This window comes from Rhodococcus sp. 3258, assembly GCF_031456475.1.
GTDB classification, from domain to species: Bacteria; Actinomycetota; Actinomycetes; order Mycobacteriales; family Mycobacteriaceae; genus Rhodococcoides; species Rhodococcoides fascians.
This window is the reverse complement of sequence record NZ_JAVDUT010000001.1, coordinates 1,181,734-1,195,012: the sequence shown is the minus strand read 5'-3', so window position 1 is coordinate 1,195,012 and position 13,279 is coordinate 1,181,734. Positions and strand designations below refer to the sequence as shown.

General features: G+C 64.2%; 11 protein-coding genes and 1 pseudogene. 9 read left to right on the top strand and 3 right to left on the bottom strand.

Going from position 1 to position 13,279, the window contains the following annotated elements; translation table 11 throughout:
- The first annotated feature begins 5 nt into the window (after positions 1-5).
- The 4 genes from J2X62_RS05500 (at position 6) to J2X62_RS05485 (ending at position 4,219) form a co-directional block, all read left to right on the top strand.
- On the top strand, positions 6-677 hold the full coding sequence (locus J2X62_RS05500; RefSeq protein WP_027495581.1) for a response regulator transcription factor: 672 nt from the start codon (positions 6-8) through the stop codon (positions 675-677).
- Positions 670-2,376, top strand: coding sequence for a GAF domain-containing sensor histidine kinase (locus J2X62_RS05495; RefSeq protein ID WP_310178348.1), 1,707 nt, complete (start codon positions 670-672; stop codon positions 2,374-2,376). The genes J2X62_RS05500 and J2X62_RS05495 overlap by 8 nt, the downstream gene beginning before the upstream one ends.
- A gap of 119 nt (positions 2,377-2,495) precedes the next feature.
- Positions 2,496-3,338, top strand: coding sequence for a universal stress protein (locus tag J2X62_RS05490; protein WP_143544851.1), 843 nt, complete (start codon positions 2,496-2,498; stop codon positions 3,336-3,338).
- Positions 3,335-4,219 carry a universal stress protein gene (locus J2X62_RS05485; RefSeq protein WP_310178341.1) on the top strand — a complete coding sequence of 295 codons (885 nt, stop codon included), beginning with the start codon at positions 3,335-3,337 and terminating at the stop codon, positions 4,217-4,219. The genes J2X62_RS05490 and J2X62_RS05485 overlap by 4 nt, the downstream gene beginning before the upstream one ends.
- A gap of 11 nt (positions 4,220-4,230) precedes the next feature.
- Here J2X62_RS05485 and J2X62_RS05480 read toward each other — a convergent pair whose 3' ends face one another.
- Both J2X62_RS05480 and J2X62_RS05475 read right to left on the bottom strand, forming a co-directional pair.
- A complete protein-coding gene (locus J2X62_RS05480; RefSeq protein ID WP_310178339.1) occupies positions 4,231-6,621 on the bottom strand; it encodes a phosphoketolase family protein in 2,391 nt (796 codons plus the stop codon).
- Positions 6,618-7,496 carry a universal stress protein gene (locus J2X62_RS05475; RefSeq protein WP_310178336.1) on the bottom strand — a complete coding sequence of 293 codons (879 nt, stop codon included), beginning with the start codon at positions 7,494-7,496 and terminating at the stop codon, positions 6,618-6,620. The genes J2X62_RS05480 and J2X62_RS05475 overlap by 4 nt, the downstream gene beginning before the upstream one ends.
- Before the next feature lie 150 nt (positions 7,497-7,646).
- On the opposite strand from J2X62_RS05475, the gene J2X62_RS05470 reads away from it, so the two are divergent.
- The 3 genes and pseudogenes from J2X62_RS05470 to J2X62_RS05460 all read left to right on the top strand — a co-directional run bounded on the left by J2X62_RS05470 (position 7,647) and on the right by J2X62_RS05460 (position 10,191).
- Positions 7,647-8,042, top strand: coding sequence for a DUF6153 family protein (locus tag J2X62_RS05470; RefSeq protein ID WP_310178334.1), 396 nt, complete (start codon positions 7,647-7,649; stop codon positions 8,040-8,042).
- An 82-nt stretch (positions 8,043-8,124) separates the two neighbouring features.
- A pseudogene (locus tag J2X62_RS05465) lies at positions 8,125-8,742 on the top strand (DUF305 domain-containing protein).
- A gap of 141 nt (positions 8,743-8,883) precedes the next feature.
- Complete coding sequence (locus J2X62_RS05460) at positions 8,884-10,191, top strand: NAD(P)/FAD-dependent oxidoreductase (RefSeq protein ID WP_204857612.1); 1,308 nt, start codon at positions 8,884-8,886, stop codon at positions 10,189-10,191.
- Between the two features lie 93 nt (positions 10,192-10,284).
- Here J2X62_RS05460 and J2X62_RS05455 read toward each other — a convergent pair whose 3' ends face one another.
- The gene (locus tag J2X62_RS05455; RefSeq protein ID WP_032400384.1) at positions 10,285-10,683 is read right to left on the bottom strand and encodes a hypothetical protein; all 399 of its coding nucleotides are present in this window, start codon (positions 10,681-10,683) and stop codon (positions 10,285-10,287) included.
- Between the two features lie 77 nt (positions 10,684-10,760).
- On the opposite strand from J2X62_RS05455, the gene J2X62_RS05450 reads away from it, so the two are divergent.
- Both J2X62_RS05450 and J2X62_RS05445 read left to right on the top strand, forming a co-directional pair.
- Positions 10,761-12,041, top strand: a complete 1,281-nt coding sequence (locus J2X62_RS05450; RefSeq protein WP_310178329.1) for a hypothetical protein — start codon at positions 10,761-10,763, stop codon at positions 12,039-12,041.
- 177 nt (positions 12,042-12,218) lie between these two features.
- The gene (locus tag J2X62_RS05445) at positions 12,219-13,184 is read left to right on the top strand and encodes an alpha/beta hydrolase family protein (RefSeq protein ID WP_205914390.1); all 966 of its coding nucleotides are present in this window, start codon (positions 12,219-12,221) and stop codon (positions 13,182-13,184) included.
- Positions 13,185-13,279 lie beyond the last annotated feature (95 nt).

Genomic DNA, 13,279 nt, shown 5'->3' with positions numbered 1-13,279 from the left:
TCGACGTGGTCACGGTTTTCTTGGTGGACGATCACGAAATCGTGCGGCGCGGTCTGATCGACCTCATCGACTCCGATCCCGATCTCGAGGTCATCGGCGAGGCAGGCAGTTGCGCGCAGGCGCTGGCCCGAATTCCGGCCCTGCAGCCCGACGTCGCGGTGCTCGACGTGCGGCTACCCGACGGCAACGGCATCGAACTGTGCCGTGAGCTTCTCGATCGACTGCCGAACCTCAAGACCATGATGCTGACCTCGTTCACCGAGGACCAGGCCATGCTCGACGCGATACTCGCGGGCGCGAGCGGCTATGTCGTCAAGGACATCACCGGCATGGAACTGACCCGAGCGATCAAGGACGTCGGTTCCGGCCGGTCGCTGCTCGACAACCGTGCAGCCGCGGCGTTGATGGACAAATTGCGAGCCGGGACGGCGTCATCGGGCCCTATCGATCACCTCACGCCCCAGGAGCGCACCCTGCTGGATCTGCTGGGAGAGGGCCTGACCAACAGACAGATCGCGGCCAGGATGTTCCTGGCGGAGAAGACGGTGAAGAACTACGTGTCTCGGCTGCTCGCCAAGCTCGGGATGGAACGCCGCACCCAAGCTGCGGTGTATGCGTCGAAGCTCGCCGACGGCGATCCGCCTGCCCACCGGAAACCGGGGTCCCGGGATGGATGACCAGCACGGGGAAACCCGGTCTTCGCTACCGCAACTCCGGCTGGGGGAGCTGCTTGCCGAGGTGCAGGATCGTATCGGTCGCATCGCCGATGCGAGGATTCAAGCCGACGGTCTGCTCGACGCGATGCTCGTCATCACCTCGGGACTCGATCTGGAGGTGACGCTGCGTTCGATCGTGGAATCGGCCGTCAAGCTCGTCGACGCCCAGTACGGTGCGCTCGGCGTGCGCGGAGAAGGCCACGGATTGAGTGCGTTCATCAACTACGGCATGGACGAGGACACCCGGGTGGCCATCGGCCCGCTCCCCACCGGACGCGGGGTACTCGGACTGTTGATCGACCAACCGAAAGTGCTACGTCTGGACGATCTGACATCGCACCCGGAATCGGTGGGGTTCCCGCCCAACCATCCCCCGATGAAAACCTTTCTCGGAGTGCCGATTCGGGTTCGCGACGAGATCTTCGGCAATCTCTATCTCACCGAGAAGAAGGGCGGCAAGCAGTTCACCGAGGACGACGAAGTCGTCACCAAGGCGTTGGCGTCCGCCGCCGGCATCGCCATCGACAACTCGAGACTGTACGAGGACTCGCGGGTGCGTCAGGCGTGGATGGAGGCAACGCGGGACATCGGCACCGAGCTCCTTTCCGGGACGGACATCGACGAAGTACTGCAGATGGTGGCGCGTAAGTCGTTGCACCTGACCGGGTCCGATGCGGCGTTCATCGCGGTACCCGAGGACGCAGACCAAGCCTTCGGGGATGTCACGCAACTCGTCGTCACGGTCAGCGACGGGCTCGGGGCCGATCGAATGGTCGGGGCAGTCGTTCCGATCGAGGGCTCGAGCTCGGGAGTAGCCTTTCGGCGTCGAACAGCGTTGCGGAAGGAGCGACTCGACTACGGGGTCAAGGAACTGGGCTCTGCTTTCGGACCCGCAATGATTTCACCCTTCCGCGTGGCAGAGGGCGTCAGTGGAGTCCTGGTGGTTCTGCGCGCCGCGGGGCGGGGACCGTTCGACGAGACCCAACTCGAACTGGTCTCGAACTTCGCCAACCAGGCCGCGCTGGTGATGCAGATCGCGGACGCCAGTCGGCGGATGCATCAACTCGACGTGTTGTCCGACCGGGATCGTATTGCCCGTGACCTGCACGATCACGTGATTCAGAGGATCTTCGCTGCAGGATTGGCGCTGCAGAGCACCCTGCAGCGCACCGAGTCCCCGGACCTACGGCAGCGTCTGTCCAGAACGATCGACGACCTGCAGGACACGGTGCAGGACATCAGGACGACCATTTTCGACCTGCAGAGCACATCCCACTCCGCAACACGGCTGCGGCAACGTATCAACAGCGCGGTACTCGAACTCACCGAGAACGTCGATATCCGTGCCGTCGTGCGGATGTTCGGACCACTGTCGGTCGTCGACACCAAACTCGCCGATCATGCCGTTGCCGTTGTCCGCGAGACTGTCAGCAACGTCGTTCATCACGCCCAGGGCGACACTGTGACCGTTACTCTGTCGGTGGGGAACGAGCTCGAAATCGTGGTGTCCGACAACGGAATCGGTATGCCCGACAACACCACCACCAGTGGGTTGTCCAACCTGGGGGCCCGTGCGGCCGAGTGCGGCGGGACCATGACCGTTTGCCCCGGTGCTTCCGGCAGCGGCACCGATGTGACGTGGGCGGTACCGCTGCCCTGACGGCTCCAGTCGTTGGTCACCTCTTTCGATGACCTCCGGCCGTTACCGCGAGTGGCGATGAGCTCGTAGCGTTTTCGGTGACGGTGCCGATCCTGCGTCGCACCACCGAGAGGAACCCGATGAACATCTCACACACCACCGGACCCGTTCTGGTCGGAATCGACGGATCGACGGCCGCGCTCGATGCAGTGCGCTTCGCTGTGCGTGAGGCGCGAGGCCGAGGAACATCACTGCGACTGGTACATGTGATCGAACCCCAGATGCAGCGTGAAACGGTATACGGGGCACCCGACGTGGACGGTGACTATGCGCGCACCGTCTTGGACCAGGCCGCGATCATAGCGCGGGCGAGCGACCCGACCGTCATCGTGGAAGCTGTTGTTCTACAGGGTGTCCCGGAAACGGTGATGCTGTCCGAAGCAGCGTCTGCGTGCCTGATCGTATTGGGTGCCAAGACCGAGAATTCGATCGCTGCACGGGTTCTCGGATCCATGGTGCGCACGGTGGTCGAATGCTCACCGAACCCCGTGGCCGTTGTGCACACCTTCGATTCCGAGCGCGACGGCGCGGTCGTCGCCGCTCTGGGAGACGTGAAGGTTTCGGCATCGGATCTCGTTGTGGCGCAGGCATTCCACGAAGCGTCGATGCGCGGGGCCACCGTGTTGGCCGTGCACACCCAGACTGTCTCGACCATTCTGGCCAGCGCCATCGGCGGTCCGGTCGACCATCTGCACCCCGAGTCGGCAATGGACGTCCGGTTGGAACCCTTCAGTGCCGACTATCCTTCGGTGCGGGTGGCGTCGGTCTACGCCGAGGCCGATTCGGGATCGGAACTCGTCGCGGTGTCCGACACTGCACAGCTGCTGGTGGTGGGGCACGAGCGCGATCGCGTGCCGGGAAGCACGTTGACGAAAGTCCTGCGGCACGCCGAATGCCCCGTCCTCGTGGTGCCGCACGCATGAGTACCGTGAACGCGAGGGCGATCGTCGTCGGCGTCGACGGATCCGGTTCGTCACTCGACGCGGTCGGCTGGGCCGCACGCGAAGCCGAATTACGCGGAGCACCGTTGAAGCTGGTGTCCGCGTACCAAATCAGGGCCCTCTACACCAGTTTCGTCGCACTCCCGTCGCAACTCGGCTCCGAGGAGAATGCACGTGCGGATTCGATTCTGACGTCGGCATCCCTCGTCGCGCGGCGGGCGGTCGAGAAACCCGACGCGCTGACGATCATGATCGAACCGATTGTCGGACCGACTGTTCAGGCGCTGATCGACGAGTCCGCCACCGCGTCGATGATGGTGGTCGGCTCACGCGGCAACGGCGAGTACTTCGCCGAGCTGCTCGGCTCGGTGAGCACGGCGGTGGCTGTGCAGGCTCGCTGTCCGGTAGTCATCGTGCCGCGCAGCGTGGAGTTGCATTCGGCACGGGGACCGGTCGTGCTCGGAGTCGACGCCTCGGCGCACAACCAGGAGGCCGTCCGGCTGGCCTTCGAGGAGGCCTCGCTTCGGGGCACTGGCCTTGTTGCAGTCCACGTGTCGACGGATCGACTCGTCTCGTCACCCGACGCGTCGACGTCGGACAAGTCCGAGGCAATTGTGTCCAACGGCCGAACCGTGTTGGCCGAAAACCTGTCCGGGTGGAGCGAGCTGTATCCCGACGTGGTGGTGAAGCAGACAGTGCTGCGCGGCGACGTCGTCGAACGCATCCTCGGCGCGGCGGTGCGCGCAGAGGCCGTGGTGGTCGGTTCGAGCGGACGCACCGGTTTCAGTGGCCAGCTGCTCGGATCCACCGTTCGGTCTCTGGCCCACCGCGTCGACTGTCCGCTGATCATCGCTCGCGGTTAGCAACCGATCCGTCACGACCACCGCCATTCGCGAATCTCGGGTAGATCCTCGAAGTGTTTCCGGATGTAGGCGTCGTGCCGGGTCAGTTGGTCCCGGCAGTGCTGCCGCAGTTCCTCGGCACCGGCCGGCGCCGTGTGTGCTCGGTCGAGTGCTTCGATCGCCAGGTGGTAGCGACTGATCTTGTTGAGCACCACCATGTCGAACGGTGTTGTCGTGGTGCCTTGTTCGATGAAGCCGCGGACGTGGAATCTCTGCGCGTTCGGACGGCCGTGCAGCAGCTGGTGCACCGCCCGGGGGTAGCCGTGGAAAGCGAAGACGACATCGACCGAGTCGGTGAACAGATCGGCGAACTGATCCTCCGAGAACCCGTGTGGATGATCGGCGACGGGTAGCAGCGCCATCAGGTCGATGACGTTGACCACGCGCACCTTCAGCTCGGGTGTCCAGTTACGCAACAGGTTCGCTGCAGCGAGAGTCTCCTCGGTCGGAACGTCGCCGGCGCAGGCCAGGACTATCTCGGTGTCGCCTGGTTTGTCGGTGTTCTCGGTACCGGCCCAGTCCCACCGTGAGGCACCGGCTGCTGCGTGTGCGCGAGCCTCGGTGAGCGTCAGATACTGGGGATGGCTCTGTTTGTCGACCACCAGCACGTTGACGTGTCCGCGGCTCCCAAAGCAGTGGTCGGCAACGGCGAGAAGAGTATTGGAGTCCGGTGGCAGCCACACGCGCACCACATCCGGTGCCAGAGGGATCACCGCGTCGATCAGTCCGGGCCCCTGATGACTGAACCCGTTGTGGTCGTTGCGCCAGCACGTGCTGGTGAGCAGCACGTTCAACGAGGCGACGGGTGCTCGCCAGGCCAGAGTGGCCGCATGCTGCAGCCACTTGGTGTGCTGAATCAGCATCGACACGCTCACCATCGCGAAAGCCTCGTAGCTCGCAAACAATCCGTGTCGGCCCGACAACAGGTACGCCTCGAGCCAGCCCTCACACAGATGCTCACTGAGCACCTCCATGACGCGGCCGTCGGCGGCCAGGTTGTCGTCGAACTCGGTGGTCGGCAGCTGCCAGCATCGGTCGGTGGCCTCGAACACGGCCTGCAGACGGTTGCTGGCGGTCTCGTCGGGGCAGAACAGGCGGAACGTGCCACCGCCGTCGGGTCGTGCGTTGTCGAGGTAGATATCCCGCATCATCTCCCCGAGTACGGTGGTCGTCTCGTGTGAGACGCGTCCCGGGGAGTCGATCGTCAGAGCGTAGTTCTCGAGCTCACGAATGACCAAGGGCTGCAACAGCACACCGCCGTTGGCGTGGGGAGTGGCCCCGAGCCTCTTGTCTCCCGTCGGAGTGAGTTCACGGATGTGCGCCGCCGGTACGCCGTTGTCGTCGAAGAGTAATCCGGGATCGTAGGAGAGCAACCACTGCTCGAGCTGCGCCAGATGCGACGGATTCTCGCGGACGCCGGACAGCGGGACCTGGTGGGCCCAGTGCGTTCCCTCGATCAGCTTGCCGTCCACCTCGTGTGGCCCGGTCCAGCCCTTCGGGGTGCGCAAGACGATTGCAGGCCATGCACTTCCGTGGTGCGACTCGCCGCCGCGGGCCGCACGCTGGATTCTCCGAATATCGTCGTGGGCGCGGGTGAGAGCGAACTGCAAGGCCGGGAACACCTCTCGCGGATCGTCGCCCTCGACGAAGATCGGTGCCCAACCCTGACCGCCGAGATAGTCGGCAATCGCTTGATCGGTGCTGCGCCCGAGCACTGTCGGACCGGAGATCTTGGCGTCGTTGAGATGCAGAATGGGCAGCACTGCGCCGTCACGAACCGGATTCAGGAACGCCGGGATCTTCCACGAACCCGACAGCGGACCGGTTTCGGCCTCCCCGTCGCCGACGACACAGGCGACCACCAGATCGGGGTTGTCGAACGCCGCGCCCGCGGCGTGGATCAGGGCATACCCCAGCTCGCCACCCTCGTGGATACTTCCGGGGGTCTGCACGCTCACATGGCTCGGAATGCCGCCGGGAGTGGAGAATTGGCGACACAGACGACGCACACCGTCGCTGTCGAGCGAGATGTCGGGATAGATCTCGCTGTACGTGCCTTCGAGATAGGTGTTCGCGACCAATGCCGGGCCACCATGACCGGGGCCGGTGACATACAGCCAATCCGAGTTGGTTCGGCAGATCAGGCGATTGAGCAGTGTGTAGATCATCGACAGCCCGGGACTGGTGCCCCAGTGCCCGAGTAGCCGGGGCTTGATGTGTTCCACCGTCAGCGGTTGCCGTAGCAATACATTGTCCTGCAGATAGATCTGGGCGACCGTCAGGTAGTTCGCGGCAGCCCAGTAGCGCAGATCGGCGTCGAGTTCATCGGAGCTGTAGGTGGTCTCGGTGGTGGACGCGGTCATCGGTTCGTGGGTACGACAACGACGGGGACATCGACCGAATGCAGCACTGCGCGGGAGGTCGAACCGAGCAGCATCGAGGCGAAGCCGCCCCGGCCGCGGCTACCGACCACGATCAGCTGCGCGCTCTCGGAGGCGCGGACCAGTTCGCGAACGGGTCTGTCCTGAACCACTACCCGGCGGATGGTGACGTCGGGGTAGTCCTCCGACCACCCGGCCAGGCTCTCGGCCAGCGAAGTCTTCTCTGCCAGTTCGGAATCGGCCCACGGACCTTCTTCGTCGCGGGTCAGCACGCTCCCGAGCTCGAGGTCGCTCCACGCATGTACGGCAACGAGGTCGACACCTCGCATCGACGCCTCGCGCAACGCGAATCCGATGGCCGGCTGGCTGTTGGACGTGCAATCCACACCCACGACCACCGGCCCGTCGCTGACCGTGCTCGACTTGATCGCTACCACTGGGCACTTGGCGTGTGACACGACGGCGGTACTGACCGACCCGACCAATCCACCGGTGAACTCACCGAGGCCCCTCGAACCGACGACGATCAAGGCAGGCGCGACGTCGAAGTGCGTCAGATTGCGTGCAGCCGAGCCATGTTCGAGACGAGTGTCGAGAATCAGCGAATTGCCTGCCGCGGTCTTGTGCGCAACGTCGACCGCAGCGGTCAGGACCCGCTTGGCCTCGACGTCCGGATCTGCGAACGCGCCGATCCGGAGGCTGATGGCATCGCCGTAGGTTCCCGGCGCGAACAGTGACGACGTGACCAACTCGAGCGGGGCGTGGCGTCGAACAGCCTCGCGCGTTGCCCAACGGACCGCGTCGAGCGATGTGGCAGATCCGTCGACTCCGACGACGACCCGACTCGATGCATTCATGTTGTATTCCCGTTCGTTGACTGTCGTGTTCAGGTACACCTCGAGCATGGCCGGTTCGCTGGAGAGCAGACAGAGTCGGAAGTCCCTCGGCTCGAGCCGGAATGCCCTCACTGTTACCCCTGGGGGGTATGTCTTGCTATCGTCGGTGACATGCATTCAGTGATCCGACGCCGTCGCCCGGGCTTTGCCTCGGCGAGCGGATTGCTGATCGCGCTGACGATCCTCGGGGTACTGCTGATGCATTCGGTGACACCGACCACGTCGGCACAAAGCGAGCATGCGGCCATGTCGTCGGCGACCCACCACGAGGGCCCGGTTCAGGTGGCAGTCGGTGAGCACGACTGCCCGTCGGCACATCAGATGATGCATCCGTGCGCGGGAACCACCGTGTCGTGGGCTGCGCTGTCGGTCCCGATGACGAACGTCGATGGCATCCACTCGGTCATGTCGGAGGACGGGATCGGTGGGCGCGTCCATTCCATATCGGAGCGCGCGCCGCCGTGGACTCTGTGGGAGTTGGACAGATCGGTGACCTTGCGAGTGTGACAGGGAGCCCGGTGGACGCACGACCACCGGCGGATCGACATACCTAGATCCCTGTATTGCACACTCGTTCAAGGAGATTCACATGCGTACAACACTCGTCGCTTCGCTGGCTGCCGCCACGGTGAGCGCATTCCTCGTCGCCGGCTGCAGCAGTGACACCACGTCGGATTCGTCGACGTCGACTACCTCATCGGCTTCCGTTCAGGATTCGGCATCGGCATCGGCATCGGCGGAGTTCAACGACGCCGACGTCATGTTCGCGCGGATGATGTACCCGCACCACGCGCAGGCCGTCGACATGGCTGACATGGTCCGAGATCGCACCGACAATCCGGACGTCGTGACACTGGCGTCGGCGATCCAAGCCGCGCAGCAACCGGAAATGGACCGGATGACGGCCTGGCTCGTCTAATGGTGTCAGCCCGCACCCCCGTCGGACATGGGCGAGATGAGCGGAATGGACCACAGCTCGGGTATGGGCATGATGTCCCAGCAGGACATGGACGCCCTGACCGGTCTGTCGGGCCCGGAGTTCGACCGTCAGTGGCTGACGATGATGATCGAGCATCACGAGGGCGCGATCGAGATGGCGAACAACGAGATTGCGGACGGCTCGAACCCCGACGCGCAGGAGATGGCCCGCACGATCGTGGCCACGCAGCAGCAGGAAATCGACACGATGCAGCGGATGCTCGGTTGATCCGTTGTCGGTACGTTGCCGGGCCGCACCTCAGACCGGGGTGCGGCCCGGCGGGGGACGGCTGCACGCCGTTGCCCTCGAGTACGCTGTGACGCGCGAGGAATTGTGTTCTGCGGGTCGGATCGAGGGAGAGTATCGACGATGTCACGTCCACGGGTCCTGGTCCTCGGCGGCGGCTTCGGCGGGTTGTATGCAACCCGCCGGCTGCACGGTTCGGATGTCGACATCACCGTTCTCGAACGAGGCACCTCTCACGTCTTTCAGCCGCTGCTCTATCAGTGCGCAACCGGCCTTCTCTCCGAGGGCTCGATCGCCAGCCCGTTGCGTCACCTGTTGCGCAAGCAGAAGAACGTGAAGGTGGCTCTCGGTGAAGCGACCTCGGTGACAACCGTGGGCGATGGCGGAGTGGTGACGGCGAGCCGCTTCGACGGGTCGACGTTCGAGTTGCCGTACGACTATCTCGTGGTTGCCGTCGGAATGCAGCAGGCGTATCACGGCCACGACGAATACGTGCAGTGGGCACCGGGCATGAAGACCCTCGACGACGCCTTGGCGATCAGGCGAAAACTGATCTCGGCATTCGAGATGGCCGAGTCCCTGCCCACCCCCGAAGAGCGTCGCCCCTGGCTCACCTTCGCCGTCGCCGGTGGAGGGCCCACCGGAGTCGAATTGGCCGGGCAGATCAGGGAACTCGCCACCCGGGCGCTGGCGAAGGAATTCGATTCGATCCACCCGTCCGAAGCTAAGGTGCTCCTCTTTCACGGTGGCGACCGCGTACTCGAATCGTTCCCAGACTCCCTGACGAAGAAGGCCCAGCGCACCCTCGACACGGTCGGAGTCGAAACGCATCTCGGCGTTCACGTCACCGACGTTACGGCCACCGACGTCGAGGTGACGGCCAAGGCCGAACCGAAGACCGTCACACGCCACGACACTCGCACCGTGCTGTGGACCGCAGGCGTCGAAGCGGTTCCGTTCGTGAAGAATCTGGCCGACGCCCTGGGCGTCGAGCAGGACAGGTCCGGACGGATCGCCGTGCAACCCGACCTGTCCGTGCCGGGTCACCGCAACGTGTTCGTCGTCGGCGACATCATGGCGTTGAACGGTCTGGCCGGTGTCGCCGAAGTGGCGATGCAGGGTGGACGTGCAGCGGGCGCAGCAATCGCAGCAGATGTATCCGGTTCTGTGCGTGCGGATTTCAAGTATCGAGACCTGGGCACTGCCGCCTACATCGCCCGCGGCCACGCGCTGGTGCAGGCCGGGCCGCTGAAGATGTCGGGATTCCTGGGCTGGGTGTCGTGGGGCGTCATCCACATCGCATTCCTGGCCGGTAAACGCAACCGAGCTGGAACGCTGATCAACTGGGGCGCAACACTTCTCAGTGGAACGCGACGTGAACGGGCAATCACCTACGGCGACCCGGAAACGGCGCGCAAGCCGTACAACTGACCTGAGCGCCCACTATTGTCACCCTCGTACGAAATCCCGCTTACCAGGGCGAATTGTGGACACTCAGATCAGTTGCCGGCGGTGTCGACAGGGTCAGCCGATGCCGGGGATGTAGCCGGGATAGACGAAGTGCCGTGGACCGCCGCCGGGGAGCAAGTGGCCAGTCGAACCCGGGTAGTCCATACTCAGCGGAATGAGCTTGTGCGGGTTGCCGTTCGAGTCGGCCTGCCAGCACTCCAGCAGTACGCCATGGAATCCGGTGCACACGATGCGAGTGCTGTTGCCGTACGGGGACGTCAGTCGATTCTCGCTGACGAAGGGATTCCAGTAGTCCGGGTCCTGAGGGGTGAGGAACACTCCGGTGACGTCCTGCGGAGCAGTCGGGCTCGGGTACGGCGGCGCGACGGGCCATTCGTCGGCGTCGGCGGTACCGACTCCGAGTGCGGCGGCACCTGCGACGACAGCAACCGTGACGGCGATACGACGAAACATGGCGCACTCCTGACGTTGGGTTCGCGTCGAATAGACCACACATGGCCGTCGATTGGGAAGCCCTCTACATTGAACGCGTGATTGCAGCGGATCGCGTATTGCCCGTAGTGGCCACGGCCATCGGCGGATTCGTGGCCGGATATTCGATTCGTGAATCCCTCGGCCAGGATGTGTTCCACATCGAGTCGACGGGGAAGTGGTACGGAGCGTTCGTCACCGCGCAATGGGCTGGTTCTCTCACGGTTCTGATGGCGGTGCTCGTGCTCGTGGCGGTCCATCGCCGCCGGCCCCGGATATCGGCCGCCCTAGCAACAGTTCTCGGCTCGCTGCTGGTTGCGCTGCCGTCCTTCGTGCCGATCGCGGCCAACCAAGCGGTGACGACCAATGCGCTCGGTGCCGGCGCTCTGGTCGGCATCTGCGGATTCATCGCCGGTGGACGCAGGCTCCCGTCGGGCGGCCTTGCAGTAGGACTGCTGGGCTCCATGTTGTTCTACAGCGCGATATCCCGGCTACGCGGACCGCGTGAGGGTCGGTGGATGGACGGGCTGGGGCCGTATCTGGTGGAATCCACGGTCCCGCTACTCCTCCTTCTCGCAACCACTATCGTGCTGCTCGTGGCCGTCCGGCGGGCATCCGTGGGCCGATTCGAAACCTCCGACGCAGTAGCCGCTCTCGTGCTGGGATTCGTCTGTCTGGTGGTCTACATCTATCTGGGCAATACGACGTCGACGGCGAGCACGTGGATTTTCGCCGTCGCGATCGCCGTCTTGGTGGCATACGGTGTTGCGTTCGACCTCGGTGGCCTCGACGGCCGATACGTGATGTCGGGCTTGGCGATAGCGGCATCGGGAGTCAATGCGCTCGGGTGGGGCGACGCGTCGTGGTGGGTACTCGTCGTGGCCGCGGTGTTGTTCGTCGGAGCGGTGGGAGTGGGCCTGCGACGCGATCTCACCACCGCCGCGTGTGCACTGCTGACCGTTGTGACGGCCACCGGTCTTCTGCCCATCGGAGACGACTCGATCAATACCGTTGGGACTGTGTGCTATTGCGTGCTGCATCCCATCGCTGTCGGATTGCTCATCGGATCGGCACGAGTGACGCGCACGGTGGCGTCGACCATCGGTCCGCTCGTACCGTTCGCACTGACGCTGTTCTCGGTGTCGGCACCCGTGCCGCCGCGGGTGTTCGGTTGGGTGGACGGGACATCCGACGTCTATGTGCCGCCCATTGTCTGGTTGAATTCGCCACTTCCCGTCGGCGTTGTCGTGGCGGCGATCGTCATCCTGGTGTGTCTCGTCGTCGGTTCGAGGGTCGAGCGCGACCATCACGATCGCGTCTCGGATTCGTCCGGTCCATAACGCTCGGGACGTTTGCTCGAGGTAACGTCACCTCATCTTCGGCCGATGTAGAAACTCGACCGGTGTAACTCGACGAAAAGGTGAAACAGCGTGCCACGATCTCGACGACACGGCTTCCAGCGATTCGGTTCGGCTGCGGCCGTCGCCCTCGCAGTGGCGATTCTTCCGACCGCGCTGATGACGCCCGTCGCGTCCGCGGACGAACTACCCGCCGCAACGACTCAGTCGAGCAACGGCTCGCGAATCGAATCGGTGAACACCCTCGACGGCCGCCAGGTTCAGCTCCAGGTGTACTCCGCGTCGATGAACCGCACCATTCCGGTGACGGTGCAGCGCCCCGCCGACGAGAGCGTGTCGCGTCCGGTGCTGTACCTGCTCAACGGTGCAGGTGGCGGCGAGGATGCGGCATCGTGGCAGTCGCAGACCGACGCCGAGGCCTTCCTGTCGGACAAGAACGCCTACATCGTGACTCCGCAGAAGGGCAAGTGGTCCTACTACACCGACTGGCTGCAGGACGATCCGAAGCTCGGCAGCAACAAGTGGAGCACCTTCCTCGGTGAAGAACTGCCTCCGCTGATCGATGCGCAGTTCGACACCAACGGTCGCCAGTCTCTGGCAGCGTTGTCCATGACGGGCACGTCGGTTCTCAACATCGCAATCAAGTACCCCGGCAAGTTCACCGGTGTCGCGGCATACAGCGGTTGCGCGCAGACCTCGGACCCGATCGGTCAGCAGTTCGTCAAGCTCGTCGTCGAGACGTACGGCGGCGGAAACGTCGAGAACATGTGGGGCCCGCTCGACGGCCCCGTGTGGCGCGAGAACGATCCGCTGCTCAACGCAGAGAAGCTGCGCGGCACCCAGATCTACATGAGCACCGGCAGCGGACTGCCCGGCATCCCGAACGACACCTTCGCCAACCCGCGCCTGAAGAACGACCCGGCGACGCTCGCCAACCAGGTCATCGTCGGCGGCGGCATCGAGCTGGCCACCAACTTCTGCACGTCCAACCTGGCCAAGCGTCTCGACCAGCTGGGAATCCCGGCAACTGTCGACTTCCGTCCGGTCGGCAACCACTCCTGGGGCTACTGGCAGGACGACCTGCACAAGTCCTGGCCGTTCCTGGCAGGATCGCTCGGCATCTGATTCATCCTGATCGAAGACGGCCACCCACACCTCGTGTGCGGGTGGCCGTTTCTCGTTGCGGGGACAGGTATGACTGCGTCCGAATCGAACGTATG

What these genes read in the sequence shown, in the direction of transcription:
- J2X62_RS05495 (WP_310178348.1), top strand. Translation starts at nt 670, where the DNA reads ATGGATGACCAGCACGGGGAAACCCGGTCTTCGCTACCGCAACTCCGG.
- J2X62_RS05490 (WP_143544851.1), top strand. Translation starts at nt 2,496, where the DNA reads ATGAACATCTCACACACCACCGGACCCGTTCTGGTCGGAATCGACGGA.
- J2X62_RS05485 (WP_310178341.1), top strand. Translation starts at nt 3,335, where the DNA reads ATGAGTACCGTGAACGCGAGGGCGATCGTCGTCGGCGTCGACGGATCC.
- J2X62_RS05480 (WP_310178339.1), bottom strand. Translation starts at nt 6,621, where the DNA reads ATGACCGCGTCCACCACCGAGACCACCTACAGCTCCGATGAACTCGAC.
- J2X62_RS05475 (WP_310178336.1), bottom strand. Translation starts at nt 7,496, where the DNA reads ATGAATGCATCGAGTCGGGTCGTCGTCGGAGTCGACGGATCTGCCACA.
- J2X62_RS05470 (WP_310178334.1), top strand. Translation starts at nt 7,647, where the DNA reads ATGCATTCAGTGATCCGACGCCGTCGCCCGGGCTTTGCCTCGGCGAGC.
- J2X62_RS05460 (WP_204857612.1), top strand. Translation starts at nt 8,884, where the DNA reads ATGTCACGTCCACGGGTCCTGGTCCTCGGCGGCGGCTTCGGCGGGTTG.
- J2X62_RS05455 (WP_032400384.1), bottom strand. Translation starts at nt 10,683, where the DNA reads ATGTTTCGTCGTATCGCCGTCACGGTTGCTGTCGTCGCAGGTGCCGCC.
- J2X62_RS05445 (WP_205914390.1), top strand. Translation starts at nt 12,219, where the DNA reads ATGACGCCCGTCGCGTCCGCGGACGAACTACCCGCCGCAACGACTCAG.